This window comes from Citricoccus sp. NPDC055426, assembly GCF_040677445.1.
In the GTDB taxonomy this organism is placed as follows: Bacteria; Actinomycetota; Actinomycetes; order Actinomycetales; family Micrococcaceae; genus Citricoccus.
Window position 1 is genome coordinate 33318 of the sequence record NZ_JBFARZ010000004.1, and the last position, 23090, is coordinate 56407.

The 23090-nt window shown below is 70.1% G+C and carries 25 protein-coding genes, 4 tRNA genes, 1 pseudogene and 1 riboswitch; of the genes and pseudogenes, 21 read left to right on the forward strand and 9 right to left on the reverse strand.

Features of this window, described 5'->3' with window-relative positions; genetic code table 11:
* Nucleotides 1-25 precede the first annotated feature (25 nt).
* Nucleotides 26-781, forward strand: a complete 756-nt coding sequence (locus AB0K08_RS08005; protein WP_363353177.1) for a GPP34 family phosphoprotein — start codon at nucleotides 26-28, stop codon at nucleotides 779-781.
* Nucleotides 782-807: 26 nt separating this feature from the next.
* Here AB0K08_RS08005 and AB0K08_RS08010 read toward each other — a convergent pair whose 3' ends face one another.
* From AB0K08_RS08010 to AB0K08_RS08020, 3 genes are all read right to left on the reverse strand, one after another.
* Nucleotides 808-1356: an aminoacyl-tRNA deacylase gene (locus AB0K08_RS08010; protein ID WP_363353179.1), complete on the reverse strand. Its 549-nt coding sequence runs from the start codon at nucleotides 1354-1356 to the stop codon at nucleotides 808-810.
* A gap of 79 nt (nucleotides 1357-1435) precedes the next feature.
* Nucleotides 1436-1927, reverse strand: a complete 492-nt coding sequence (locus tag AB0K08_RS08015) for a SufE family protein (RefSeq protein ID WP_363353181.1) — start codon at nucleotides 1925-1927, stop codon at nucleotides 1436-1438.
* Nucleotides 1924-2853 carry a sulfurtransferase gene (locus AB0K08_RS08020; protein WP_363353183.1) on the reverse strand — a complete coding sequence of 310 codons (930 nt, stop codon included), beginning with the start codon at nucleotides 2851-2853 and terminating at the stop codon, nucleotides 1924-1926. The genes AB0K08_RS08015 and AB0K08_RS08020 overlap by 4 nt, the downstream gene beginning before the upstream one ends.
* Before the next feature lie 204 nt (nucleotides 2854-3057).
* Here AB0K08_RS08020 and zapE point away from each other — a divergent pair, with 204 nt between their 5' ends.
* On the forward strand, nucleotides 3058-4155 hold the full coding sequence (zapE, locus tag AB0K08_RS08025) for a cell division protein ZapE (protein ID WP_363353185.1): 1098 nt from the start codon (nucleotides 3058-3060) through the stop codon (nucleotides 4153-4155).
* 24 nt (nucleotides 4156-4179) lie between these two features.
* Here zapE and AB0K08_RS08030 read toward each other — a convergent pair whose 3' ends face one another.
* Nucleotides 4180-4866: an FCD domain-containing protein gene (locus AB0K08_RS08030; RefSeq protein WP_363353187.1), complete on the reverse strand. Its 687-nt coding sequence runs from the start codon at nucleotides 4864-4866 to the stop codon at nucleotides 4180-4182.
* A 191-nt stretch (nucleotides 4867-5057) separates the two neighbouring features.
* On the opposite strand from AB0K08_RS08030, the gene AB0K08_RS08035 reads away from it, so the two are divergent.
* The 5 genes and pseudogenes from AB0K08_RS08035 (at nucleotide 5058) to AB0K08_RS08055 (ending at nucleotide 8774) form a co-directional block, all read left to right on the forward strand.
* Entirely contained in the window at nucleotides 5058-6098 is a 1041-nt protein-coding gene (locus tag AB0K08_RS08035; RefSeq protein ID WP_363353189.1) for an ABC transporter substrate-binding protein, read from the forward strand.
* Nucleotides 6095-6289, forward strand: a pseudogene (locus AB0K08_RS08040) (hypothetical protein); the annotation flags it as partial. The gene AB0K08_RS08035 and the pseudogene AB0K08_RS08040, both read left to right, overlap by 4 nt.
* A gap of 97 nt (nucleotides 6290-6386) precedes the next feature.
* Nucleotides 6387-6929 carry an ABC transporter ATP-binding protein gene (locus AB0K08_RS08045; protein WP_363353191.1) on the forward strand — a complete coding sequence of 181 codons (543 nt, stop codon included), beginning with the start codon at nucleotides 6387-6389 and terminating at the stop codon, nucleotides 6927-6929.
* Nucleotides 6916-7914 (forward strand): ABC transporter permease, encoded by a 999-nt coding sequence (locus tag AB0K08_RS08050; RefSeq protein WP_363353193.1) that lies wholly within the window; start codon nucleotides 6916-6918, stop codon nucleotides 7912-7914. The genes AB0K08_RS08045 and AB0K08_RS08050 overlap by 14 nt, the downstream gene beginning before the upstream one ends.
* A complete protein-coding gene (locus AB0K08_RS08055) occupies nucleotides 7911-8774 on the forward strand; it encodes a fumarylacetoacetate hydrolase family protein (RefSeq protein ID WP_363353195.1) in 864 nt (287 codons plus the stop codon). The genes AB0K08_RS08050 and AB0K08_RS08055 overlap by 4 nt, the downstream gene beginning before the upstream one ends.
* Nucleotides 8775-9006: 232 nt before the next feature.
* Here the strand turns inward: AB0K08_RS08055 and AB0K08_RS08060 are convergent.
* The 4 genes from AB0K08_RS08060 to AB0K08_RS08075 all read right to left on the reverse strand — a co-directional run bounded on the left by AB0K08_RS08060 (nucleotide 9007) and on the right by AB0K08_RS08075 (nucleotide 9421).
* Nucleotides 9007-9083: transfer RNA gene (locus AB0K08_RS08060), tRNA-Gly, on the reverse strand.
* Between the two features lie 35 nt (nucleotides 9084-9118).
* Nucleotides 9119-9190 (reverse strand) — tRNA-Val (locus tag AB0K08_RS08065).
* A 68-nt stretch (nucleotides 9191-9258) separates the two neighbouring features.
* A tRNA-Cys gene (locus tag AB0K08_RS08070) sits at nucleotides 9259-9329 on the reverse strand.
* 18 nt (nucleotides 9330-9347) lie between these two features.
* Nucleotides 9348-9421 (reverse strand) — tRNA-Gly (locus tag AB0K08_RS08075).
* A 181-nt stretch (nucleotides 9422-9602) separates the two neighbouring features.
* On the opposite strand from AB0K08_RS08075, the gene AB0K08_RS08080 reads away from it, so the two are divergent.
* The 14 genes from AB0K08_RS08080 to AB0K08_RS08145 all read left to right on the forward strand — a co-directional run bounded on the left by AB0K08_RS08080 (nucleotide 9603) and on the right by AB0K08_RS08145 (nucleotide 22352).
* Nucleotides 9603-10499 carry a cytochrome gene (locus AB0K08_RS08080; protein ID WP_363353197.1) on the forward strand — a complete coding sequence of 299 codons (897 nt, stop codon included), beginning with the start codon at nucleotides 9603-9605 and terminating at the stop codon, nucleotides 10497-10499.
* A complete protein-coding gene (gene def, locus AB0K08_RS08085; RefSeq protein WP_363353199.1) occupies nucleotides 10496-11053 on the forward strand; it encodes a peptide deformylase in 558 nt (185 codons plus the stop codon). Before AB0K08_RS08080 ends, def begins: the two co-directional genes overlap by 4 nt.
* Entirely contained in the window at nucleotides 11050-12123 is a 1074-nt protein-coding gene (locus AB0K08_RS08090; protein ID WP_363353201.1) for a methionyl-tRNA formyltransferase, read from the forward strand. The genes def and AB0K08_RS08090 overlap by 4 nt, the downstream gene beginning before the upstream one ends.
* The gene (locus tag AB0K08_RS08095) at nucleotides 12120-13730 is read left to right on the forward strand and encodes a transcription antitermination factor NusB (RefSeq protein WP_363353203.1); all 1611 of its coding nucleotides are present in this window, start codon (nucleotides 12120-12122) and stop codon (nucleotides 13728-13730) included. The genes AB0K08_RS08090 and AB0K08_RS08095 overlap by 4 nt, the downstream gene beginning before the upstream one ends.
* Before the next feature lie 12 nt (nucleotides 13731-13742).
* The gene (gene rpe / locus AB0K08_RS08100; protein ID WP_363353205.1) at nucleotides 13743-14438 is read left to right on the forward strand and encodes a ribulose-phosphate 3-epimerase; all 696 of its coding nucleotides are present in this window, start codon (nucleotides 13743-13745) and stop codon (nucleotides 14436-14438) included.
* A gap of 37 nt (nucleotides 14439-14475) precedes the next feature.
* Nucleotides 14476-14620: riboswitch (FMN riboswitch) on the forward strand.
* Nucleotides 14621-14744: 124 nt separating this feature from the next.
* Nucleotides 14745-15494, forward strand: a complete 750-nt coding sequence (gene pnuC / locus AB0K08_RS08105; RefSeq protein ID WP_363353207.1) for a nicotinamide riboside transporter PnuC — start codon at nucleotides 14745-14747, stop codon at nucleotides 15492-15494.
* Nucleotides 15478-16620: a bifunctional diaminohydroxyphosphoribosylaminopyrimidine deaminase/5-amino-6-(5-phosphoribosylamino)uracil reductase RibD gene (gene ribD / locus AB0K08_RS08110; RefSeq protein ID WP_363353209.1), complete on the forward strand. Its 1143-nt coding sequence runs from the start codon at nucleotides 15478-15480 to the stop codon at nucleotides 16618-16620. The genes pnuC and ribD overlap by 17 nt, the downstream gene beginning before the upstream one ends.
* A gap of 52 nt (nucleotides 16621-16672) precedes the next feature.
* Entirely contained in the window at nucleotides 16673-17521 is an 849-nt protein-coding gene (locus AB0K08_RS08115; protein WP_363353211.1) for a riboflavin synthase, read from the forward strand.
* On the forward strand, nucleotides 17518-18867 hold the full coding sequence (ribB, locus tag AB0K08_RS08120) for a 3,4-dihydroxy-2-butanone-4-phosphate synthase (protein WP_363353213.1): 1350 nt from the start codon (nucleotides 17518-17520) through the stop codon (nucleotides 18865-18867). Before AB0K08_RS08115 ends, ribB begins: the two co-directional genes overlap by 4 nt.
* Nucleotides 18864-19382 carry a 6,7-dimethyl-8-ribityllumazine synthase gene (ribH, locus tag AB0K08_RS08125; protein ID WP_363353215.1) on the forward strand — a complete coding sequence of 173 codons (519 nt, stop codon included), beginning with the start codon at nucleotides 18864-18866 and terminating at the stop codon, nucleotides 19380-19382. The genes ribB and ribH overlap by 4 nt, the downstream gene beginning before the upstream one ends.
* 72 nt (nucleotides 19383-19454) lie before the next feature.
* Nucleotides 19455-19718 carry a phosphoribosyl-ATP diphosphatase gene (locus tag AB0K08_RS08130; RefSeq protein ID WP_363353217.1) on the forward strand — a complete coding sequence of 88 codons (264 nt, stop codon included), beginning with the start codon at nucleotides 19455-19457 and terminating at the stop codon, nucleotides 19716-19718.
* Between the two features lie 96 nt (nucleotides 19719-19814).
* Nucleotides 19815-20666 carry an ATP phosphoribosyltransferase gene (hisG, locus tag AB0K08_RS08135; protein ID WP_363353219.1) on the forward strand — a complete coding sequence of 284 codons (852 nt, stop codon included), beginning with the start codon at nucleotides 19815-19817 and terminating at the stop codon, nucleotides 20664-20666.
* Nucleotides 20667-20695: 29 nt separating this feature from the next.
* Nucleotides 20696-21466, forward strand: a complete 771-nt coding sequence (gene hisF, locus AB0K08_RS08140) for an imidazole glycerol phosphate synthase subunit HisF (protein ID WP_363353221.1) — start codon at nucleotides 20696-20698, stop codon at nucleotides 21464-21466.
* Between the two features lie 88 nt (nucleotides 21467-21554).
* Nucleotides 21555-22352 carry a GNAT family N-acetyltransferase gene (locus tag AB0K08_RS08145; RefSeq protein WP_363353223.1) on the forward strand — a complete coding sequence of 266 codons (798 nt, stop codon included), beginning with the start codon at nucleotides 21555-21557 and terminating at the stop codon, nucleotides 22350-22352.
* On the opposite strand, the gene AB0K08_RS08150 is transcribed toward AB0K08_RS08145, so the two are convergent.
* Entirely contained in the window at nucleotides 22349-23056 is a 708-nt protein-coding gene (locus AB0K08_RS08150) for a maleylpyruvate isomerase family mycothiol-dependent enzyme (RefSeq protein WP_363353225.1), read from the reverse strand. The genes AB0K08_RS08145 and AB0K08_RS08150 overlap by 4 nt on opposite strands.
* Nucleotides 23057-23090 lie beyond the last annotated feature (34 nt).

The following is a 23090-nucleotide window of genomic DNA, read 5'->3' on the forward strand; positions in this document are numbered from 1 at the left end:
TGGACCTCTGCGTCACAATGGGACCATGAGCGAGCCCATCACCGGCAGCGACGAGGCTGTCACCGACCGTCCCCTGAACATCCCCGAGTACTTCCTCCTGCTCTGTCTGGACGAGAAGAAGGGGCGTCTGTTACTGGACGGGCCGACCGCCGGAATGGGGATCGCCGGGGCCGCGATCACCGAGTTGGCCCGCCGAGGACGACTCGAGGTGACGGGGACCACCGTGCGTTCGATCGAGCACCCGGAACAGGTCTTCGCGGCGGAACGCAACCCGCCGGTCTGGGCCAGCGCCACGGAACTGGAGTGGCCGCTGGAGCAGGTCTGGGACATCATCAACGCCTTCACCCGGCACCGGGATGCCGAGCAGTGGATCAACCGGTTCTCCCGCCAGTCGTTGCGGGACGCGGTGGCTGCCTCCCTCGTCAAGCGCCGGATCGTGGAGGAGGGCGAGAGCACCGTCCTGTGGATCTTCCACCGCACCCGCTACGTGGAACGGGACCACCACGTCGAGCGTGAGCTGCGGGAGCGGATCCGCGCCGTGCTGATGGAGGGGCGTCCGGCCGACGACCTCACGTGGCCACTCATCTCCCTGTTGCGCACCACGAGGCTCCTGCACCGGCTCTTCCCCGACGTGGACAAGGCCCACATCCGCGCCGCTGCGCTGACCCCCGCCGGGAGCCCCGCCACCCAGCAGTCCATGGCGGAGGCCCTGCTGGCCACCGAGAACGCTGTGGCCGAGGCCCTCACCGCGACCACGGGAGGTGCCTCCGCGCTGGACTGAACTCCGGCTCAGGACGTCACACCGGCTCAGGACGTCGCGATGTCCGCGACCACCGCCCCGACGACCCTGATCAGGTCCGTGGCGGCCAGCCGGACGTCCAGCCCGCGTCGTCCACCGGAGACGAGGACATCCGGCAGGGCCAGGGCGGAGGAATCCAGCACCACGGGGCAGCGTTGCCGCTGGCCCAGGGGTGAGATCCCGCCGACCACGTATCCGGTGCGCCGTTCCGCCAGGGCCGGATCGGCCATGGTCACCCTCTTTACGCCCAGGGCCGCGGCCAGGGCCTTGAGGTCCAGGCTGCCCGCGACGGGAACCACACCGGCCGCCAGTGAGCCGTCCGGTAGCTGCGCCATCAGCGTCTTGAACACGCGCCCGGGATCCTCCCCGAGTGCCGACGCGGCCTGGAGGCCATAACCGGCGCCGGAGCCGGCCTTGGAACCTGTCTCCGGCGTGGACTCCTGCACCTCGAACTCCGGTACCTCGAACTCCAGCACCTCGAAGTCGACGCCGGCACGGTGCAGGGCGGCGAGGGCCGGCGTCGCGGTGGTGGGTCCGGGGGTGGGTCTGCGGGCCACGGTGTTCAGTCTCCGGTGATCAGTGGTCTCAGGCGGTCTGCGGGCTCAGTCAGTCTGCGAGTGCAGGCGGTCTGCAGGCTCAGGAGACCAGTTGGGTGGAGATGTTGCGCTTGATGCGACCCAGCAACGCCGACATGCCGCGCAGGCGCAACGGGGTCAGGGACTTCTGCAGGCCCAGCAGCCTGGACAGGTCCTCCGGGACCGCGAGGACCTCGGAGGCGGGCAGGCCGTCGAGCCCCTGGGACAACACCGAGGCGAAACCGCGGGTCGTCGGGGCCTCGGGCGGGGCGGAGACGAACAGGCGGACGAGAGGATCGGGCGAGGGGCCGGCGTCGGGCCCTGTCTCTGCTACTGCCGCTGCTGGTGCCCCGGGCGCCGGCTCCAGCTCGAGGGCCAGGAACAGCGGGGTCTGGCACTCCACCACCTGTTCCATCTCATCCAGGTGCCCGTCGTAGCGCGCGGGCAGGGCCGGCAGCTCGTCGGAGAACTCGAGCAGCAGCTCCAGTTTCTCCGCATCCGGAACGGCCTGGAAGTCGTCGATGATCTCCTGCAGCTTGGCCGGGACGCTCATCGGCTGGGGACCTCGCCCGGTTCGGTGCCCACGGCGATCGGCAGGCGCACGGAGTTGCCCCACTCGGTCCAGGAGCCGTCGTAGTTGCGGACCTTCTCATAACCGAGCAGGTACCGCAGCACGAACCACGTGTGGGACGAGCGCTCACCGATGCGGCAGTAGGCCACCACGTCGTCCGATTCCCCGACGCCGGCCTCCACCCGGTAGATCTGCTCCAGTTCCTCGCGGGATTTGAAGGTGCCGTCCTCGTTGGCGGCCTTGGCCCACGGCACGGAGGCGGCGGACGGGATGTGGCCGCCGCGCAGGGTGCCCTCCTGCGGGTACCCGTCCATGTGGGTGGTCTCGCCCGTGTACTCCAGCGGCGAACGGACGTCCACGAGGGGCTTGCCGAAGTGGTTCAGCACGTCCTCCCGGGAGGCGCGCTCGGTGGTGTCGTCACGGTCGATGACGGGATAGTCCACGGCGGTGACCTCGCGGACCTGGCGGGTGGTCTCGCGGCCCTCGGCGATCCACTTGTCCCGGCCGCCGTCCATCAGGCGGGTGTCCGCGTGCCCGTAGAGGGTGAAGACCCACAGGGCGTAGGCGGCCCACCAGTTGGACTTGTCGCCGTAGAAGACCACCGTGGTGTCCCGGCCGATGCCCTTGGATCCGAGCACGCGGGCGAACTCCTCCGGGCCCACGAAGTCGCGGGTGACCGGGTCGTTGAGCTCCGTGTGCCAGTCGATCTTCAGGGCACCCGGGATGTGACCCGTGGCGTACAGCAGCGTGTCCTCATTGGACTCCAGGACCACGATGTCGCCGTGGTCGCCGTCCTGGGCGTGCTCGGCCACCCACTGGGTGGAGACGAGCTTCTCCGGATGGGCGTAGGAGGAGAAGTCGGTTGCGTCGGTGGAGGTGCCGGGGGAGGTGGTGGAATCCGCAGTCATGGTGCGTACATTACGCCACAGGAGCGGGAGGTATTTAGTGAGGTGACCCTTCATTGAGCTGGGCACGCAGGGTGAGCGCAGGGTGAGGACAAGACGGAGGCGGGTGGTGAGCGGCGGTAGAGTTACCGACGTCGTCCCCTCAGAGCGCCCTCACGCGCTCATCGCCAGCCCATGACCCGTCACCCGTCCAGGATGGAGCCGCCCGTGGCCGAGATCGTCCACCTCGCCGACCGCACCCCGCAGGTGTCCGCAGAGGACCTGCTCGCCGGCTTCCACCCCTCCTACCGCTTCGGTGAGGTCTCTTTCGACACCTACATCCCGGACCCGTCCCACCCCTCGCAGGCCGAGGCCGTGCACCGGCTGCGGGACTTTGCCGCCTCCATCAAGGGCCGCGGCGGGGCCGGTGGCTCCAACAACTCCGGCGGCGGGCTGTTCGGCTTCCTGAAAGGCGGGAAGTCCGGAAAGCCCGGGAAGAACGGCAAGGGCACGACGTCGGCCACCGGCGTCTACCTGGACGGCGGCTTCGGCGTGGGCAAGACCCACCTGCTCGCCTCGACCTGGCATGCGGCCCCGGGGCCCAAGGCCTTCGGAACCTTCGTGGAGTACACCAACCTCGTGGGGGCGTTGTCCTTCCGCAAGACGGTGGACGTGCTCAAGGATTACACCCTGGTCTGCATCGACGAGTTCGAGCTGGACGATCCGGGCGACACCGTGCTGATGTCCCGGCTGATGCGGGAGCTCGCCGACGCCGGGGTGAAGCTCGTGGCCACGTCCAACACCCTGCCCGGCTCGTTGGGGGACGGGCGCTTCGCGGCCCAGGACTTCAAGCGCGAGATCCAGGTGTTGGCCGAGCAGTTCGATGTGGTGCGGGTGGACGGCGAGGACTACCGCCATCGCGGCCTCACCGCGGCGCCCGCCCCCTTGGAGGACGGCCAGCTGCAGGCGGTGCGGGCCGAGCGTTTCCCGGAGGCCGGCGTCGTCTCCGAGGATGACTTCGCCGACCTGACCGCGAACCTCTCCCGCGTCCACCCGAGCCGCTACCGCAAGCTCGTGGAGGACGTGGACGTGATGGTGCTGCACAACGTGCAGACCATCTCCGAGCAGGCCATGGCCCTGCGCTTCGTGGTCCTGGCCGACCGCCTGTATGACAAGGACGTCCCGGTGATCGCCTCCGGGGTGCCGTTCGACCGGCTCTTCACCGAGGAGATGATGAGCGGTGGCTACATGAAGAAGTACTTCCGCACCGTCTCCCGCATGACCGCGCTGGTCCGTGAGGGGCAGATGGGGGAGACGGGGCTGTAGCCGGATCGGGCCGGATCTGCCCGGTCAGGGGGTCGCGTTGTGACGCTCCACCACCTCGTCCACCCGCGAGAGGTCCCCGGATTCGATCACGTCCACCAAGGCCACGTGTGCCGCCACCCGTTCCTGGGCGAAGCTGCCCGGGGTGGAGGTCTGTGAGTCGGGGAGTCCCTTCACCTGGTCCCTGATGAAGCCGACCAGCCCCAGGTAGGTCGATTTCAGGACGACATTGGGGGTGATGGTGGCGATGCGATCGTGGAACTCCCAGACCAGCGGCAGCAGTCGGCCCGGGTCGTCCCCGGCGCCCACGATCCGGTCCAGGCAGTGTCGGAGCGCGGTCACGTCCTCGGGCCTGCGATGCTCCGTGGCCTCCCGCATCACCATCGTCTCGAGGAAGTCGCGAAGGGCCATCGCGTCGGTGACCGTTGCGGCATCCTTGCCGACGGCGAGGAGGAACCTGCCCAGCTGGATCCCCGGATCGACGTCCGCCACGAAGAGTCCTCCTTGGGGGCCGCTGCGGACCGAGATGCGACCTCGGTCGTGAAGCAGCCGGACGGCCTCGTTGACGGTGGCGCGGGCCACGCCCGAGCGTTGCTGCAGGTCCTGCTTCGTGCCGATCCGATCACCAGCGCTGAGCCCCTTCTCCTCGATGTACTCCTCGATGTACCGGGCCACCGCCGTGGCCCGTGACGGGGATTCGAGGTCTAAGGGCATGGGATTCTCCTGGTGGTGTATGAGGCTTGCGCCCACAGTACCGGGGGCAGAGGTGCGCCAGCCGGACTGGCTCGGAATCGGCCGTTGACGTGACCGGCTGACGTGATCTACCTTACACCTATTGGTTATAACCAATAGTCGTGATCTCGCCGTCCCGACGAGCACCGTCCTCACCCGACCAAGGAGTCATCATGTCCCGTAAGACCCTCGCCGCCGTGGGCGCGGCCAGCCTGCTCGCGATCACCGCCTGTGGAGGCCCCGCCGCCGAGCAGGCCTCCCAGGAAGAGGCAGGGTCCTCCGCCTCGGCAGGCGGCCAGCATCAGCTGTCCGTGGCCATGGTGACCAGCAGTTGCCTGGGGTTCTTCCCCGTGTACGTGGCCCAGGAGCAGGGCTTCTTCGAGGAGAACGGCGTCCAGGTGGACATCGAGGTGGTCAACGGGTCCTCGGCCGTCCTCCAGGCCATGCTGTCCGGCCAGGTGGACCTGGGCACGCCGGGTTCCATCCCCGTGGTCCTCGCCAACTCCCGCGGCGAGGATGTCCAGTACGTGGCCAATGTGAACCCCGGGGGCAACTTCGCCCTCGTCACTCCGGAGGACAGCGGGATCTCTGACGCCAGCCAGCTGGAGGGCAAGACCATCGGCGTGGCCACCGCTGACGGGGGAGAGGTCAGCTTCCTGGAGACCATCCTCCGGGAGGCAGGTCTCGAGGAGGGCAGTTACGAGATCATGACCGTGGGCGAGGGGGGCCAGGCCGTGGCCGGCTTCAGCCGAGGGGACATCGATGCCTACTCGGCCTCCATCGACGGCGTGGCGACGCTGGAGCAGGCCGGGCAGCCCCTGCAGGACATCTCCGGAAACGCCACCAACTACCTCTTCGGGAACGGCGTGGCCGCCAGCTCCGAACTGATCGCCGATCAGCCCGAGGCCATCGAGGCCTTCGGGCGGGCCTACCGTCAGGCCACCGAACACGGGCTGGAGAACCCGGACGACGTGGTGGCCGCCTGCGGTCAGTACCAGCCGCAGGAAGTCGAGGATCCGGAGTACGCGACGGCACTGCTGGAGGCCTCCCGGAAGACGGTCACCTCACCGGACGGCGACGACTTCGGCTATTCCAATCCCGAGTACTGGCAGCAACTGATCGACGATGCAGTGTCGTCCGGAGAGATCGAGGAGGGAGCCGTGGAGGCCGACTCCCTGTACACCAACGAGTTCGTGGAGGGATTCAACCGATGAGTGCCGCCACCACGCACGGCGAACCCGTGAACACGGCGGTGGAGCAGAACGGTGCCGCCGGGGAGACCTGCTATTCGATCCGGGACGTCAACCACGTGTTCCCAGGGGGCGAGGTCCGAGCCCTGAAGGACATCAACCTGGAGATCCCCAGAGGGTCCATCACTGCCTTGATCGGTCCGAGCGGATGCGGGAAGTCCACGTTGCTCAACGCCCTGGCCGGATTGCTCACCCCCAGCGGGGGGGACGGTCTCCCTGGCCGGACGGGAGATCGACGGACCGCCGGACGAGGTGGGCATCATGTTCCAGAAGGCCACCCTGCTGCCCTGGCGCACCACCGTGGAGAACATCCTGCTGCCCATCGAGCTGCGGGACGGCACCAAGGCCGCCCGGAAGTACCGCGAGGCGGCCATGGACCTGCTGGAGACGGTCGGCCTGTCAGGCTTCGACCAGGCGTACCCGCATGAACTCTCCGGAGGCATGGCACAGCGGGCCGCGATCTGCCGCATGCTCATCACGGAACCGGACGTGCTGCTCCTGGACGAGCCGTTCGGGGCCCTTGATGAGCTGACCCGGGAACGGATGGACCTGGAGCTCCAGCGCATCGCCATGGCCCGGAACGCCACGGTGGTCTTCGTCACCCACTCCATCCCCGAGTCGGTCCTGTTGGCGGACCGGGTCTGTGCCATGTCGGCACGGCCCGGACGCATCTCGGAACTCATCGAGATCGACCTGCCACGCCCGCGCACCATGGAGACCATGGCCGAACCGCGGTTCGCCGACTACGTCGGACAGGTCCGTGCGGCACTGGATCGGGGGCATGACCGTGGCTGACTCCGCTTCAACCGGTCACCGCCCCCGGCGTGGGCTCGGCAGCGCCCTGAACTCCCTGCCCCAGCCGGCGGCCATCGCCCTCGTGGTCGTCGTCTTCCTTCTGGTCTGGCAGGCCGTCACGATGTTCGGCGGCGTGCCGCACATCATCCTGCCCCCGCCGATGGCGGTGGCCGAGGAGCTCGTGGTCGTCACGCAGCAGCTGTTCACCGGCGGATTCCTGGCCGGCCAGCTCTGGATCACGATCCAGGAGATCCTGATCGGATTCGGATTGGCCTGCGTCGTGGGCTTCCTGATCGGCCTGTGGGTGGGCCAGACCCAGTTCGGGCGCCGCGCGGTGATGCCCCTGTTCGTCCTGTTGGAGGCCACCCCGAAGATCGCCTTCATCCCGGTGTTCATCGCCTGGTTCGGCTTCGGCATCACCTCGAAGTTCGTGATGGCCGCGTTCCTCTCCGTGTTCCCGATCATCATCGGCACCGTCTCCGGCCTCGCGGCGACGTCTGAGGATGAGCTGAAGTTGTTCCGGTCCATGAAGGCCAAACCATGGGATGTGTTCTGGAAGCTCAAGATGCAGCGCGCCCTGCCGTTCATCTTCGCCGGGCTCAAGGTGGCCGTGGTGTCCGCGGTGACGGGGGCCGTGGCCGCAGAATTCATCGGCGGCGGCGTGGGCTTCGGCGAACAGATCCGGGTGGCCGGCTCCCGCATCGCCCTGGACCGGGTCTTCGCCCTGATCCTCTTCCTCAGCGCCCTGGGGCTGATCCTCTTCCTGATCGTCTCCTGGCTGCAGCGCAAGATCACCTTCTGGGACTCGGCCACACCATCTCCACCACGACGTCGGCCCGGCTCGGTCCGGCAGTCCGGCGGCGGTCCCGGTGCGGGCAGTGCCCCGTCCCAGACCCCGGCCCGGGCCCACTCTGCGCATCCCGCCGAGCCGATCACCACCAGTCATCCCTCCCAGCAGTCCACCTCATCAAGGAGCCATACGTGAAGCTGTCCACCATTCGATTCAACGGCGAGACCTACGCGGCGCGGCAGGAGGGGGAGGAGCATGTGGTCCTGGACGGATTCAGCGACGTCGGGGCGCTGCTCCAACACCCGGAGTGGGCGGACATCGCGACCTCCCGCGGTGGAACCAGGTTGCCGTCCACGGCGGTCGAGCTGGCGCCGGTCATTCCCCGTCCCGGCAAGATCATCTGCGTCGGCGCCAACTACCAGACGCATATCGAGGAGATGGGTGCCGATGTCCCCGAGTACCCGACCCTGTTCGCGAAGTACCCTGAGGCGCTGATCGGGGCCTCGGATCCCATCGACCTTCCGGTGGAGGACGAGCTCATCGACTGGGAAGCCGAGCTGGCCATCGTCGTCGGCACTGCAGGCCGACGGATCCCAGTGGATGCGGCAGCCGCGCACATCGCGGGCTATTCGGTGGCCAATGACATCTCGATGCGCGGCTACCAGTTCAGGACCATGCAGTGGTTACAGGGCAAGACCTGGGAGAACAGCACTCCGTTGGGGCCGGTGATGGTGACCCCCGAGGAGATGCCCCCGGCAGCGATGATCCGCACGGTCCTGGACGGCGACGTCATGCAGGAATCCTCGATCGACGATCTGCTCTTCAGTCCGGAGCAGCTCGTGTCCTACATCTCGACCATCCTCACGCTCAACGTTGGTGACGTGATCCTGACGGGGACTCCCAGCGGCGTCGGCTTCGGCATGAATCCACAGCGGTTCATCAAGGAGGGGTCGGTCGTGGAGACCAGCATTGAAGGGATCGGGGTGCTCCGGAACAGGGCGCAGCGTCAACCAGCGGTCACGGATTCAACGGCGCAGAGCCACTCGATGGTCTGATCTGAGCACCTGAACGGCGGCCGTTCGAGGGCCAAGGCCGGACTCTCGTGATCCGTGAGGAGGGCGGCCAGCTACGGTACGTAGCTGGCCGCCCTCCTCACGCGCCTGTGGATATGTGTGACGCGTTTCATGCGCTATTGCTGACACTGTTCTGCAGCGCCGGTGGGCGGCGGGACGAACCGATGCGGAGACGACACTGGCCGCCCCCGATCGGGGGCGGCCAGTGCATCTGTGGAGCGGATGACGAGATTCGAACTCGCGACCTCCACCTTGGCAAGGTGGCGCTCTAGCCAGCTGAGCTACATCCGCAGGATCAGGCTATCCCGGAACCGGGATCCTGTCCGTGCGCGATACTGGGATCGAACCAGTGACCTCTTCCGTGTCAGGGAAGCGCGCTACCGCTGCGCTAATCGCGCCCATCAGCCCCGGAGAACCGGAACCGCTGAGATGCAGGTCCCCATCCTAACGGATGAAAACCGATGCGAGGTGGGGACGGGATTCGAACCCGCGTACACGGCTTTGCAGGCCGTTGCCTCGCCTCTCGGCCACCCCACCAGGGATTGGAGACTTGCGAGCGGATGACGAGATTCGAACTCGCGACCTCCACCTTGGCAAGGTGGCGCTCTAGCCAGCTGAGCTACATCCGCACAGAAAACCGGTGACCGGAAGAACCAGTCACCGTGATTTCCAACGAGAGATGACTCTAGTGCACGCGGCGCTGGATCGTCCAATCGGCCGGCCGTCCGGTGTGTCCCACGTGTTCCTCCCCGATCGGCCGGCGGTTGTCCCGGCCTATCCCGTCCACAGGCGATGGAAGAATGGATGACCATGACGCAACCCCAGCTCGCCCACCAGACCGACTACGGACGCATGTACGCGCGGAGCCTGACCGGTGTGCCCGAGGTTCCGTCCATCACCACGGTGATCGCCCAGCAGAACACCGATCTCAGCGGCTGGGTGGGTCACATGGCCGCCACCGCCGTGATCGAGGATCCGCGCCTGCCCCAGGCCCTCGGGTCCCGCCCCCAGCTCAAGTCGGTGGCGAAACAGGCCTCCAACGCGGCCGAGCGCTTCCGGGATGACGCGGCGGCCCGCGGGGACCGCGTCCACAACTACGCCGAACAGGTGGGCCTGCGCGCCCTGGGGCGCGCGCACGAGATGGCGCATATGCGTGAGGTGCTCGCGGAGCACGGTGAGGCGGCCTACGCGGATCGCTTCGACGAGTGGTGGGACCTCTTCGACGTCCGCCCACTGGCCACCGAGCTGACCGTGTGGAACCGCACCGTCGGCTACGCGGGCACCCTGGACCTCGTGGCCTCGATCGGCGGGCGGACCTGCATCGTGGACTACAAGACCAAGGGCACCGGCCGCGACGGCCGGGTCAAGCCGCTGGACGCCAAGGTCGTGATGCAGCTCGTCGCCGGGCTCAAGGCGGAGGAGTCGCTCGTGGATCCCGCAGCGGGAACCTGGGAACCGTGGCAGTACGGTGATGCCCCCGTGCTGCTGGGGGTGGCCGTCGGGCAGACCGAGGTCGTGGCCCACCAGGCCAATCCCCAGGTGCTGCCGGATCACTGGCGGAAGTTCTGGGCCCTGCGGCAGGTCTGGGGTTACTCGCAGGCCGCGGACGGCGCCGGCCCCGCCCTGCGACCACTGGGCCCGCCGCCCGCCACGGACGCCTCCGGTGGAGAAGGGCCCTCGGCGACCACGGCTAAGGTGGGCGCGTGACGATCCTCCCCATCCGCACCGTCCCCGATCCCGTGCTGCGCACCGTCGCCGATCAGGTGGTGGGTTCAGAACGTGACCTGCACCGGCTGGTGCAGGACATGTTCGAGACCATGGACGACGTCGGCGGCGTCGGCCTCGCTGCCCCCCAGGTCGGCGTGGGGTTGAGGATCTTCACCTTCGATGTGGAGGACCGGCGCGGACACGTGGTCAATCCGGTCCTGGAGACGGGCGGGGACCTGCTGACCGAGCCGGGGGAGGGCTGCCTGTCCGTCCCGGGCCTGCACTACAACCCCGAGCGCTTCGCGGAGGCCACCGTCACCGGCACCGACCAGGACGGACGGCCGGTCGAGTACCACGGCACGGGCCTGACCGCCCGGTGCTTCCAGCACGAAGTGGACCATCTGGACGGCATGCTGTTCATCGACCGGCTCATCGGCGAGGACCGCAAGGACTCGCGGCGCAGGCTGCGCGACCCCGCCTACGGCCGGGTTTCCACCTCCACCCGGGCCGATCGCGCCGCCACCGTCAGCTCGAGCTTCGGGGGATTCCGGTGAGTACCGTTCCCGCCCCCACTCGTTCAGCCGCGGACTTCCGCATCCTCTTCGCCGGAACGCCGGCCACCGCCGTTCCCTCCCTGGACGCCCTCGTGGACGCCGGCTTCACCGTGGCGGCCGTGCTCACCCGGCCCGATGCCCCGGTCGGCCGCAAGAAGGTCCTGACACCGTCGCCGGTGGCCGCACGCGCCACCGAACTGGGACTGCCCGTGCTCTACGCCTCCCGCCTGACCGGTGACTCCGGCCGCGAGACGCTCGACCGGATCGCCGCGCTGGATCTGGACGCGGCCGCCGTGGTGGCCTATGGCGCCCTCGTGCCCGCCGCCGGGCTGGTTCTGCCCCGCCACGGCTGGGTGAACCTGCACTTCTCGCTGCTGCCTGCCTACCGCGGGGCGGCCCCCGTGCAGCACGCCGTGATCCAGCAGGAGGCGCAGACCGGGGCCTGTGTCTTCCAACTCGAGGAGGGCCTCGACACCGGCCCGGTGTACTCGCGGCTCGTCCGGGACCTGGCTCCCGGCGAGACTGCAGGGGACGTGCTCGCCGACCTGGCCATCTCGGGTGCCGGTCTTCTGACCCGCACGCTCGCGGAGATCCTGTCCGGCGAGGCCACCGCCGAGCCACAGCGGGGGGAGCCGACGTTCGCGCCGAAGCTGGATCAATCCGACGGGTTCATCGACCCGGCGTGCCCGGCGGCTGAGGTGGCCGCCCGCATCAACGGCACCACTCCGGAACCCGGGGCCTGGGCGTGGCTGGAGGACCCGGCGGCCGAGGCCGTGGCCCAGGTGCGCGTCAAGCTCGTCGGGGCCACTGCCGAGGAACTGCCCGAGCCCGAGGTCGGAGCCGCCGCCGCCGGAACCAGCGCCGCCGGAGCCACCGTCGGTGCCCTGGTCCGTGGCCGTCAGAGCGTCCACCTGCAGTGCACGGATTCGGCCGTCCGCCTGGTCCGGGTCCAGCCCGCCGGCAAGAAGCCCATGATCGCCGCCGACTGGGCCCGGGGCCTGCCCGCAGGGGCACGCTTCCGGACGGCTGAGGCAGCAGAAGCTGAGTCGGCAGAAGAGGAGACGCCATGAACGCAGGACCTTGGAACAACAGGCCGCAACGCCGCGACGAACAGGGCCGTACCCGCAACCGCGGGGCCTCGGGCGGTCCCCGGCAGTTCTCGGCCTCCGCGCCGTCGAAGCGCAAGCGCCAGGCCGACCCGGCCCGGCTGGCCGCCTTCGAGACCCTGACAGCGGTCAGCCGGGATGACGCCTACGCGAACCTCGTCCTGCCCGGCCGGATCGCGGCGCACCGCCTCGATCAGCGGGACGCGGGGTTCGCCACCGAGCTGGCCTATGGCGCCCTGCGCGGGCAGGGCCTCTACGACGCCGTGCTGGCCGCGTGCGTGGACCGTCCCCTGTCCCAGTTGGACCGCCCCGTCCTGGATGCCCTCCGCCTCGGGGTCCACCAGCTGCTCAGCATGCGCGTGCCCGCCCATGCCGCCCTCGACTCCACGGTGGCCCTGGTCCGGGACCAGATCGGCGCGGGGCCGTCTGGGTTCGTCAATGCCGTGCTACGCAAGGTCGCGGCGCAGGACCGGGACGCCTGGCTGGACCAGGTGGCCCCGCTGCCGTCTGGCTCAGACAGCATCCCGGACGAGGTGCTGGCCATCCGTCACTCGCACCCGGTGTGGATCATCCGGGCCCTGCGTCAGTCGCTGGCCAACCACGGGCGTCCGGCGGACCGCCGCACGTCGGAACTCCTGACGCTGCTGGAGGCAGACAATGCCGCCCCCGTGGTCAACCTCGTGGCCCTGCCCGGTCTGGGGGAGCTGGACCCCGTGCTCGAGTCCGGTGCGGAGCCCGGCCCGTTGGCGCCCGGCTCGGCCGTGTACCACGGGGGCGACGCCGGCCGGTTGCCCGGCGTGAAGGAGGGCACCGTCCGCGTGCAGGACGTCGGCTCCCAGCTCACAGCCCATGCCCTGGCGCAGGTCCCCCTGGCCACGGGCCCCGGCACGGGGGGTGACTCCGGCGGCACGCCCGAACGGTGGCTCGACCTCTGCGCCGGACCCGGCGGCAAGGCGGCGCTGCTCGCCTCGCTGGCCCGCCAGCGGGGTGCGAGCCTGCTGGCCAACGAGCCCGCCGAACACCGGGCCCGGCTGGTCGAACGGGCCCTGGCGGCGGTGCCCCGGGAGCCGGCAGCCGGTGCCCCTGCATCGGCTGCCCCCACCTGGACCGTGCGGTGCGGCGATGGGCGTGAGTTGGACCCGGAGCATGAGGAGGCCTTCGACCGCGTCCTCGTGGACGCCCCGTGCACCGGACTGGGGGCCCTGCGCCGCCGGCCGGAGTCGCGGTGGCGCCGCCTGCCCTCGGACCTGGGTCCCCTGACGGAGCTCCAGCGCCAACTGCTGGACGCCGCCGTGGGTGCGCTGAAACCCGGGGGAGTCCTCGGCTACGTGACCTGTTCCCCCCATCCGGCCGAGACGGTGTTCCAGGTGCAGGACGTGCTCAAGCGCCACCCCGGACTGGAACTGCTGGACACCACCGCGTCCCTGAACGAGGTCGCCCCCACCCTGACGGACGCGGCCGGCGGGACCGGCCTGCCGGGCTTCGGCACCGGCAACACCAGCCAGCTCTGGCCCCACCTGCATTCCACGGACGCCATGTTCATGGCCTTGCTGCGCAAGTCGACCCCCTGAGGACTGATGCCCATGACCACTCCCGTGACGCCGACCGCGAAACCCGCCGGTTCACACGGCATCCACATCCACCCGTCCATCCTCTCGGCCGACTTCGCGCGCCTCGCCGAGGAACTGGCACGGATCCAGAACGCGGACGCCGTGCACGTGGACGTCATGGACAACCACTTCGTCCCCAACCTCACCCTCGGTCTGCCCGTGGTCCAGGCCATCCGCCGGGCCACGGACCTGCCGCTGGACATCCACCTCATGATCGAGGAAGCAGACCGCTGGGCGCCTCAGTACGCCGAGGCCGGGGCGGAGTCCGTGACCTTCCACGCGGAGGCAGCCGCCGCGCCCATCCGTCTCGCCCGTGAATTGCGGGCCCGGGGCGCGCAGGCGGGGATGGCGTTGAAGCCGGCGACCGCCGTCGAGCCCTATCTGGACATGCTCGAGGAACTCGACCTGCTGCTGCTCATGACCGTGGAGCCCGGCTTCGGGGGGCAGCCGTTCCTGGATGTCGTCCTGCCCAAGATCCGGCGGGCCCGCGAGGCTCTGGACGGCACCGGGGTGCCGGTGGCGCTGCAGGTGGACGGCGGGGTGACGCGGGAGACGATCCTGCGCGCCGCCGAGGCCGGAGCGGACGTCTTCGTGGCCGGCTCGGCGGTGTACGGCGCGGACGATCCGGCCGCCGCAATTGACGAATTGCGTCGTACGCCACTGCGCTGAGGGCGCAACGGCCCGCCGTTGTGGCAGAATCAGGTTCATCGTGCTCCGGGGTCGGTGTAAATCCGAACCGGCGGTCATAGTCCGCGACCCGCGCGTCGGCCCACACCCGTGGCCCCCGACCAGCGGTTGAACCGGTGGAATTCCGGTACCGACAGTTAAAGTCTGGATGGGAGAAGCACGTGCAGCACCGCCGTTCCGGCCGGTGCGGTCTGACGATAGGCCTACAGGCATACCCAGACCGTTCCACCAGGACGTCGATCGAAGCAGCATGAACCCCCGGAGCCGCCGCGTTCCGAAGGAGGATTCATGGATTCCATGCGGTGGCTCGTCGACATCTTCAACTGGTACATCCCGGTCGCCGGAGGCGGCCTGTTGATGCGTGAGGTGTTCGGCAACATCTTCGGCCTGGCCTCGGCCCTGGGCGGCATGCGCCGCAAGGTCTGGGCCTGGCCCGTCGGCATCATCGGCAACGTCATCCTGCTCACGGTGTTCCTGTCCAGCCTGTTCGGCGGCGCTGACACGGCCACCCTGCTGGGACAGGCCGGCCGCCAGATCATGTTCATCGCCGTCTCCGTCTACGGCTGGGTGCAGTGGCGCCGGTCCCGGGCGGAGCGCGCGGGATCCAGCGGCGCCGGCCGCTCCTCCGAGGTGGACTCGACCGCGATCGCCCCGCAGTGGGCCGGGCTGAAGGCCCGCATCGGGATCGTGGCGACCATGGCCATCGGCACCGTGGCCCTCACCCCGTTGTTCGGGGCGCTCGGATCCTACGAACCGGTCTGGGCGGATGCCTGGACGTTCGTGGGGTCCCTCGTGGCGACCTACGGCATGGCCCGCGGCTGGGTCGAGTTCTGGCTGGTGTGGGTGGCGGTGGACGTGGTCGGGGTGCCCCTGCTGTTCAATGCCGGCTACTACGCCAGCGCGTTCATGTACATGTTCTACGGGGCCTTCACCCTGGTCGGCTTCTTCGTCTGGGTCCGTGCCAAGGCCCACGAGAAGCCCGAGGTCGAGACGGTCATGCCGGATCCGACGGTGCGAGTCCATGACAGCGTTCGGTAGCGTCATCCCCGGCGGTGCCGGCGGTGCCGGCGGTGCCGGCGGTGCCGGCAGTGCTGACAGCGCCGAAGCACTGGCCCTGGCCGTGGCCGAGGCCCTCCGGGGGCACCGCGGCGCCAATCCGCTCGTCGGCGCGGTCGTCACGTCGCGGGACGGCATGGTCTTGGCCACCGGGCATCACCGGGGCCGGGGCACCGCACACGCTGAGGCCGCGGCCCTGACCGAGTTCGCCGAGACATCCAGGACGGATCCCGCCGACGCCACCCTGTGGATCACCCTCGAGCCCTGCGACCACACCGGCTCCACCGGCCCCTGCACCGAGGCCATCCTGGCCTCCGGGATCCGCCGGGTGCGCTACGCGGTGGCGGACCCCACGGGGCACCGCGGCGGCGGCGCGGCCCGGCTGCGCGCGGCCGGCCTGGACGTGGAACAGCTCGGTCCGGATGGTGCGGCCGGGGACGCCCTGGCCCTGAACCGCCGATGGCTGGTGGCCCGGGACGCCGGCCGCCCGTTCATCACGGCCCACCTGGCGCAGTCCCTGGACGGCCGGGTGGCCGCCGCGGACGGCACCAGCCAGTGGATCACGGGGCCGGAATCGCGCCGCCATGCCCATGCCGTCCGCTCCCGGGTGGACGCGATCGTGGTGGGCACCGGAACGGTGGCGGCGGATGATCCGCGGCTCACGGCCCGGGACGCGGCGGGTGACGACCTCACCCTGCAACCGGTCCCCGTGGTCCAGGGACGCCGACGGGTCCCGGAGGGCGCGGCTCTGCGCCAGGGGCCCGGCGGCACGCCCCGGCCCTGGATCCACGTCCCGGACCACGAACCCCAGGCCGTGCTCGATCGGCTCGCGGAAGACGGGATCGACTGGCCCCACGGCGGCGACCGACCGGCGCACCTGCTCATCGAGGGCGGTCCCACCGTGCTCGCCGCCTGGCTGGGGGCCGGGCTCGTGGACGAGGTCTTCGTCTACCAGGCCCCGCTGGTCCTCGGCGGCGGGCCCACCGGCCTCGACCTGCCCCACCTCACCACGCTCACCCAGGCTCTGCGCCTGCGACTGGACCCAGCCGAGAACGGCGGCCTCAGCCGCCGGGGCGACGATGTCCTGCTGCACTACGCGAGCGATTGACCCCGGCATCCCACTGGACCGCGCACCTCACCGACGTCTCGAAGGAAACACCATGTTCACCGGAATCATCACAGAGCTCGGCACCGTCACGGCGCTGGAGCACCAACCCGAGCGGGACTCCGCCCGGTTGACCATCCATGCCCCGGCCTCGGTCACCGATCTTCCGCTGGGCGGATCGATCGCCGTCAACGGCACCTGCCTCACCGCCACGGCCATTGCCACCGACGCCGCCACGGTGCCGGACAGCACCGGCACCACCGCCCCCGCGGGGAGCGTGGTGGTGGAGGTCATCGGCGAATCACTGCGGCGTACCTCCCTCGGAGACCTGGCCGCCGGGGGCCGGGTCAACCTGGAGCGGTGCATGCCGGCATCGGGCCGCTTCGACGGGCACATCGTGCAGGGTCACGTCGACGGCACCGGGACCATCGCCAAGATCGAGGTCCACGGGTCCTGGCGGCTGATCAGGGTGGCCCTGCCCGCCGGCCTGGGCCGCTATGTGGCCGAGAAGGGGTCGATCGCGGTGGACGGCGTCTCGCTGACCGTCACCGCCGTCAATACCCCCGGCGCCGGGGGCAGCGCACCAGGCGGTCACGGCGGCAGCGACGGTGGCAGTGACGGCGGCATTGACGCGGGCGACGACTGGTTCGAGATCGGCGTCATCCCGGCCACGCTCGCCCAGACCACGCTGGGCGCCCGCACGGTGGGGGACCGCGTCAACCTCGAGGTGGACGTGGTGGCCAAGTACGCGGCCCGGCTGACCGACTATGACCGTGCCGCGGACGCGACCGGCAGCCAGTCAGGCAACGAGTCAGGCAACGAGTCAGGCAACGAGTCAGGCAACCAATCCGGCAGCCGGCCCGGCAGCCAGCCCGGAAACCAGTCCGGCGAGGCGGCACGATGACCGCCACCAACACAGTCCACCCAGGAACGGAGCAGATCATGCTGGACCCCATCGAGGAGGCCGTCGCCGCCATCGCAGCGGGCCGGGCCGCCGTCGTGGTGGATGATGAGGACCGCGAGAACGAGGGGGACATCGTCTTCGCGGCGGATGCCGCCACCCCGGAGACCGTGGCCCTGACCGTGCGCTACACCTCGGGGGTGCTGTGCGCGCCGATGCCGGCCGACGTCGCCGCCCGGCTGGACCTGCCTCCCATGACGGCGCGCAATGAGGACCCCAAGGGCACCGCCTACACCGTCTCCTGCGACGCCATCGCCGGGACCACCACGGGGATCTCCGCCGCGGACCGGGCCACCACCCTCAAGGTCCTGGCCGACCCCTCGGCCACCGCCGACCTGATCAGCCGGCCCGGCCACGTGTTCCCCCTCGTGGCGGCAGCCGGCGGCGTGGCCGAGCGCCGGGGCCACACGGAGGCCGCCGTGGACCTCAGCCGGCTGGCCGGGAGGGCCCCCGTGGGGGCCATCGCGGAACTCGTCCACGATGACGGCTCCATGATGCGCCTGCCGGCGCTGCGTGAGTTCGCGGACCGGCACGGCATGCCCCTGGTCTCGATCGAGGATCTCGTGGCGTATCTCGGACCGGCGCCGGAGGTCGAGCCCCTCGATCCGCCGGATACCAGCACCCCGACCGTCCACCTGCCGACCCGTTACGGGACCTTCCGCGTCTCGGTCCATCCCGATCCGGAGACGGGCGCGGAGCACGTGGTGCTCCAGGCCCCGGCGGGGGCCGCGGCACCGACCGTCCCCCTGGTCCGCCTGCACTCCGAATGCCTGACGGGCGACGTCTTCGGGTCCGAACGGTGCGACTGCGGGGCCCAGCTGGACCACGCCCTGCGCCAGGCCATGGCCGAGGGCGGCACCGTGATCTACCTGCGGGGCCATGAGGGCCGGGGGATCGGACTGGCCAACAAGATCCTGGCCTATGCCCTCCAGGACTCCGGGATGGACACGGTGGCCGCCAACGAACACCTGGGGTTGCCGGCGGATGCCCGCAGCTACCGCTCGGCCGCCCTGATCCTGCACCGCCTCGGCCTGGACCGGATCCGCCTGGTGACCAACAACCCGGACAAGGCCGACCAGCTGGAGCGGTCGGGGATCGTGGTGACCGAGATCGTGCCGAGCCCGGCACCGGTCACCGAGCACAACCGCCGCTACCTGACCACCAAGCGGGACCGGATGGCACACCGGCTGGCCGGAGACCTCGTCCCCGAGCACACCAGCATCACACCCCGCCCCACGGCAGCACCCACACCACCCACATCACCCACCAGGTCAGGAGACACCCCATGAGCGGACACGGAGCACCCCGAGGGCTGGACGCCCAGTGGCGGCAGGCCGGGCAGGCACAACCGGGATCAGGACACCGGGGCACGACGCCGGCCGATCCGGCGAGCCTGCGCGTCGCCGTGGTCGCGGCCCAGTGGCACGAACAGGTCATGGACGGGCTGCTGGACGGCGCCCGGCGGGCGGCCGCGGAGGCCGGCATCGCGATCACGGAGGTCCGCGTCCCCGGGACCTTCGAACTGCCCGTCGCCGCGGCGCGCCTGGCCCCGAGGTTCGACGCCGTGGTGGCCCTGGGCGTGGTGATCCGCGGCGGCACCCCCCACTTCGAGTACGTCTGTTCCGGCGCAACGCAGGGACTCATCGACGTGTCCGTGCGCACCGGCACCCCGGTGGGCTTCGGGGTGCTCACCTGTGACACCGAGGACCAGGCCCTGGACCGCGCCGGATTGGAGGGTTCCAGCGAGGACAAGGGCTACGAGGCCTTCCAGGCCGCCGTCCTGACGGAGCTGGTCCTGCGGTGACATCGGGACCCGTCTCGTCACATACCGCCCCACCGGTCAGAGGCACTGCGCTCGGATGGCTACCCTTGGAGAGTGAAAACCTTCGATGAACTCTTCGACGAGCTGAGCCGGAAGGCCGAGACCAGGCCGGAGGGATCCGGGACCGTGGCCGAACTCGACTCGGGGATCCATGGGATCGGCAAGAAGGTCGTGGAGGAGGCCGCCGAGGTGTGGATGGCCGCCGAGTACGAGTCCAAAGAGGAGGCGGCCGAGGAGATCTCCCAGCTGCTCTACCATCTGCAGGTCATGATGATCGCCAAGGGCCTGACCCTGCAGGATGTCTACCGGCACCTCTGAGCCGTTGTCCAGCAGTCTGCCGAGCCGTCCACCAGAAGTCACCGAGCACACGCCACCGAGCACACTCACCCGAGCACACCAGGAGAACCAGCACCCATGCTGCGCATAGCCGTTCCCAACAAGGGGGCCCTCTCCGAGGCCGCCCGCGACATGCTCCAGGAAGCGGGATACCTCCAGCGGAGGGACACCAAGGAACTGGTCATGATGGACCCCGAGAACCATGTGGAGTTCTTCTACCTGCGGCCCCGGGACATCGCGGTGTACGTGGGCCAGGGCACCCTGGACATCGGGCTGACCGGGCGCGACCTGTTCCAGGACGCCCAGGTGGGTGGCTCCGCGGAGGAGATCATGGCGCTGGGGTTCGGCCGGTCCACGTTCCGCTTCGCCGCCCCCGTCGGCCGCTTCACGTCCCTGGCAGACCTCGAGGGCAAGCGGATCGCGACCAGCTATGACGGCCTGCTCGAGGGCTACCTCGCGACCCAGTCCGTGAAGCCGGAGATGATCGTGCACCTGGACGGCGCCGTGGAGTCGTCCGTGAACCTCGGCGTGGCGGATGCGATCGCCGACGTCGTGGAGACGGGCAGCACCCTGAAGGCGGCCGGGATGGAGACCTTCGGGGAACCGATCATGCGGTCCGAGGCCATCATTATCGGTCAGACGGGACGCCGTCCCGAGGGGCTCGACGTCCTGCTGCGGCGCCTCCAGGGTGTGCTGGTGGCCCGCCGGTACGTCATGATCGACTACGACGTCAGCCGTGCCCACCTGCAGGCGGCCACCGCGGTGACTCCGGGGCTGGAATCGCCCACCATCTCGCCGCTGCAGGATGAGAACTGGGTGGCCGTCCGCTCCATGGTCAAGCAGGAGGACACCAACAAGGTGATGGACGAGCTCTACAACCTCGGCGCGCGCGCCATCCTGGTGTCCGCCATCCACGCCATCCGCCTCTGAGCCGTCCACTACCGGGAAGGACCGAACACATGACTGTTGCCGTCCGCGTGATCCCCTGTCTCGACGTCGACGCCGGCCGGGTCGTCAAGGGTGTCAATTTCGAGGCCCTGCGGGACGCCGGTGACCCGGTGGAGCTGGCCCGGCGATACAACGAGGCAGGTGCCGACGAACTCACCTTCCTGGACGTCACGGCCTCCACCGCGGATCGCGCCACCACCTATGACGTGGTCTCGCAGACGGCCGAGGAGGTCTTCATCCCCCTGACGGTCGGCGGCGGCGTGCGGACGGTGGACGACGTGGCCCGGTTGCTGAGCTCGGGGGCGGACAAGGCCTCCATCAACACCGCCGCCGTGGCCCGCCCCGAGGTGATCAACGAGATCACCCAGCGGTTCGGCTCCCAGGTCCTGACCCTCTCGCTGGATGCCCGCCGGACGGATGACCCGCAGGTGGAGTCCGGTTTCGAGGTCACCACCCACGGCGGGCGGCAGGGGACCGGCATCGACGCCGTCCAGTGGTGCCGTGAGGCCTCAGAGCGGGGCGTGGGGGAGATCCTGCTGAACTCCATCGACGCCGACGGCACGCGCGAGGGCTTCGACCTGGAGATGATCCGCGCCGTGCGGGCGGTGACCAGCGTTCCCCTGATCGCCTCCGGGGGCGCCGGGGCACCAGAGCACTTCCCCCCCGCCATCGACGCCGGGGCGGACGCCGTGCTGGCCGCCTCCATCTTCCACTTCGGGCCGGTGGACATGATCGCCCGGGTCAAGACCGCGATCCGGGAGGCCGGCCATCCCGTTCGTTGAGTCCTCGGACATCACCGCGGCCGAGCTCCAGCACCTGACCGTCCTGGGCTGGCCCGCCGTCGAGACCCAGGAGGTCGGCGGCTGGACCGTGCGCTTCTCCTCCGGGATCACCCGCCGGGCCAACTCCGTGGTCTCCGCCGAGATGCCGGCAGACGTGGCCACCATGGAGGCCGCGGTCGACGAGGTCGAGCGGCGCAGCGCCGAGCGCTGGCTGGCCCCGACCTTCCAACTGTGGGGGCCGGTGTCGGGCACCTGGTTGGACGGTGTCGGCGAGGGTGAGGGCGAGCGCGACGGCGAACCGGCCGACGGCGGAGCCGCCGCCGACCCGGCGACCGACGCCTTCTTCGAGGGCCAGCAGCGCCTGGCTGACCTGCTCGAGCGGCGGGGTTACGAGGACGTGGCTCCCACCCGGGTCCTCTGGATGGACCGGGGAGACTTCCCTGCGGACACCGAGTGGGACCGGCGCGTCCTCGTCAGCGAAGCACTCAGCGAGGACTGGCTCTCCGCCTACACCCGCCCCACCTCCGGCGAGGACCCCGCCAGCCGGCTGGTGCACCGCCGCCTGCTGGGCGGAGGACGGAGCCGCTTCTACAGCTGCCTCGACGCTGACGGGAAGATCGGCGGCGGCGCCAAGCTGTCCCTCGTCACACCGGAGGGCTCGGGACGGACCTTCGCGGGGATCTATGCCCTGTGGGTCCGGGAGGACCTGCGGGGCCAGGGGATCTCCGCCCTGCTCCTGGACGCCATCTTCAACCACATCGTCCGTCTCGACGCGGCCGGGTGCTGGCTCCAGGTCGAGGAACGCTCCACCCGCGCGCTACAGGTGTACCGGGCGGCCGGTTTCACCACGGTGGCCCGGTACCGATACCTGACCCACCCGCACTAGTCCACCAGGACGAGGGCGTGCTCCCTGCGGCCGAAGCCGTGCAGGACCAGCTCGCCGGCGGGTCCGGCGATGGTCTGGGAGGGGCCGTCCTGGCCCGCGGGGCGGGCGACCACGCGCTGGCCGGTGCTGCGGGCCAGGACGATCCCGGTCTGCTCGGAGCGGTACATGAGCCGGGCACGGCGGACGAACTCGGTGAACAGGGCATCGGCGTAGTCATCGGCCAGGTGCCGCGGCGCCCAGCGGTGCTGCGCGCGCCGGACGTCCTCGGTGTGGACGAAGAACTCCAGCAGGTTCGCTGCCTGGGCGGCGCGGCGTGCGGGCCTGGCGACCTTCAGGCGCCCCGAGACCTGGTCGACGATCCTCGCGGCCCGGGAGTCGCCCCGCAGGGGGCCCGGTGGCCGGGGGCCGGCGGCCACCCGGTCCATGAGCCGCTGGTAGGCCTGCGGGGCGGCCGCCGAGTCACCCAGGGCCATGGTCTTGCGCTCCAGCGAGCGGGCCAGCTGGGGCAGCACCAGGCCGGCGACGAGCGGGGAGTTCTCGCGGAGCACGATGTGCGCCGCCAGGTGTTCCGTGTTCCATCCGGCACAGAGGGTCGGCTGCCCCGGGCCGGCGGCCAGCAGCGCCTCGACGAGCGCGTCTCGCGAGGCGGCCGTGAAGTCACGTCCAGGTGTGGTGCCGGAGGTCCGGTCGGCGGGGGTGCCCATAACAGGGCCCACGCTACACGGAGCCTAGAATGGA

Excerpts from the sequence above, each read along its gene's own strand:
- AB0K08_RS08005 (WP_363353177.1), top strand. The coding sequence starts at position 26 with ATGAGCGAGCCCATCACCGGCAGCGACGAGGCTGTCACCGACCGTCCC.
- AB0K08_RS08015 (WP_363353181.1), bottom strand. The coding sequence starts at position 1,927 with ATGAGCGTCCCGGCCAAGCTGCAGGAGATCATCGACGACTTCCAGGCC.
- AB0K08_RS08020 (WP_363353183.1), bottom strand. The coding sequence starts at position 2,853 with ATGACTGCGGATTCCACCACCTCCCCCGGCACCTCCACCGACGCAACC.
- AB0K08_RS08030 (WP_363353187.1), bottom strand. The coding sequence starts at position 4,866 with ATGCCCTTAGACCTCGAATCCCCGTCACGGGCCACGGCGGTGGCCCGG.
- AB0K08_RS08035 (WP_363353189.1), top strand. The coding sequence starts at position 5,058 with ATGTCCCGTAAGACCCTCGCCGCCGTGGGCGCGGCCAGCCTGCTCGCG.
- AB0K08_RS08050 (WP_363353193.1), top strand. The coding sequence starts at position 6,916 with ATGACCGTGGCTGACTCCGCTTCAACCGGTCACCGCCCCCGGCGTGGG.
- AB0K08_RS08080 (WP_363353197.1), top strand. The coding sequence starts at position 9,603 with ATGACGCAACCCCAGCTCGCCCACCAGACCGACTACGGACGCATGTAC.
- AB0K08_RS08095 (WP_363353203.1), top strand. The coding sequence starts at position 12,120 with ATGAACGCAGGACCTTGGAACAACAGGCCGCAACGCCGCGACGAACAG.
- rpe (WP_363353205.1), top strand. The coding sequence starts at position 13,743 with ATGACCACTCCCGTGACGCCGACCGCGAAACCCGCCGGTTCACACGGC.
- pnuC (WP_363353207.1), top strand. The coding sequence starts at position 14,745 with ATGGATTCCATGCGGTGGCTCGTCGACATCTTCAACTGGTACATCCCG.
- ribD (WP_363353209.1), top strand. The coding sequence starts at position 15,478 with ATGACAGCGTTCGGTAGCGTCATCCCCGGCGGTGCCGGCGGTGCCGGC.
- AB0K08_RS08115 (WP_363353211.1), top strand. The coding sequence starts at position 16,673 with ATGTTCACCGGAATCATCACAGAGCTCGGCACCGTCACGGCGCTGGAG.
- ribB (WP_363353213.1), top strand. The coding sequence starts at position 17,518 with ATGACCGCCACCAACACAGTCCACCCAGGAACGGAGCAGATCATGCTG.
- ribH (WP_363353215.1), top strand. The coding sequence starts at position 18,864 with ATGAGCGGACACGGAGCACCCCGAGGGCTGGACGCCCAGTGGCGGCAG.
- hisG (WP_363353219.1), top strand. The coding sequence starts at position 19,815 with ATGCTGCGCATAGCCGTTCCCAACAAGGGGGCCCTCTCCGAGGCCGCC.
- hisF (WP_363353221.1), top strand. The coding sequence starts at position 20,696 with ATGACTGTTGCCGTCCGCGTGATCCCCTGTCTCGACGTCGACGCCGGC.
- AB0K08_RS08150 (WP_363353225.1), bottom strand. The coding sequence starts at position 23,056 with ATGGGCACCCCCGCCGACCGGACCTCCGGCACCACACCTGGACGTGAC.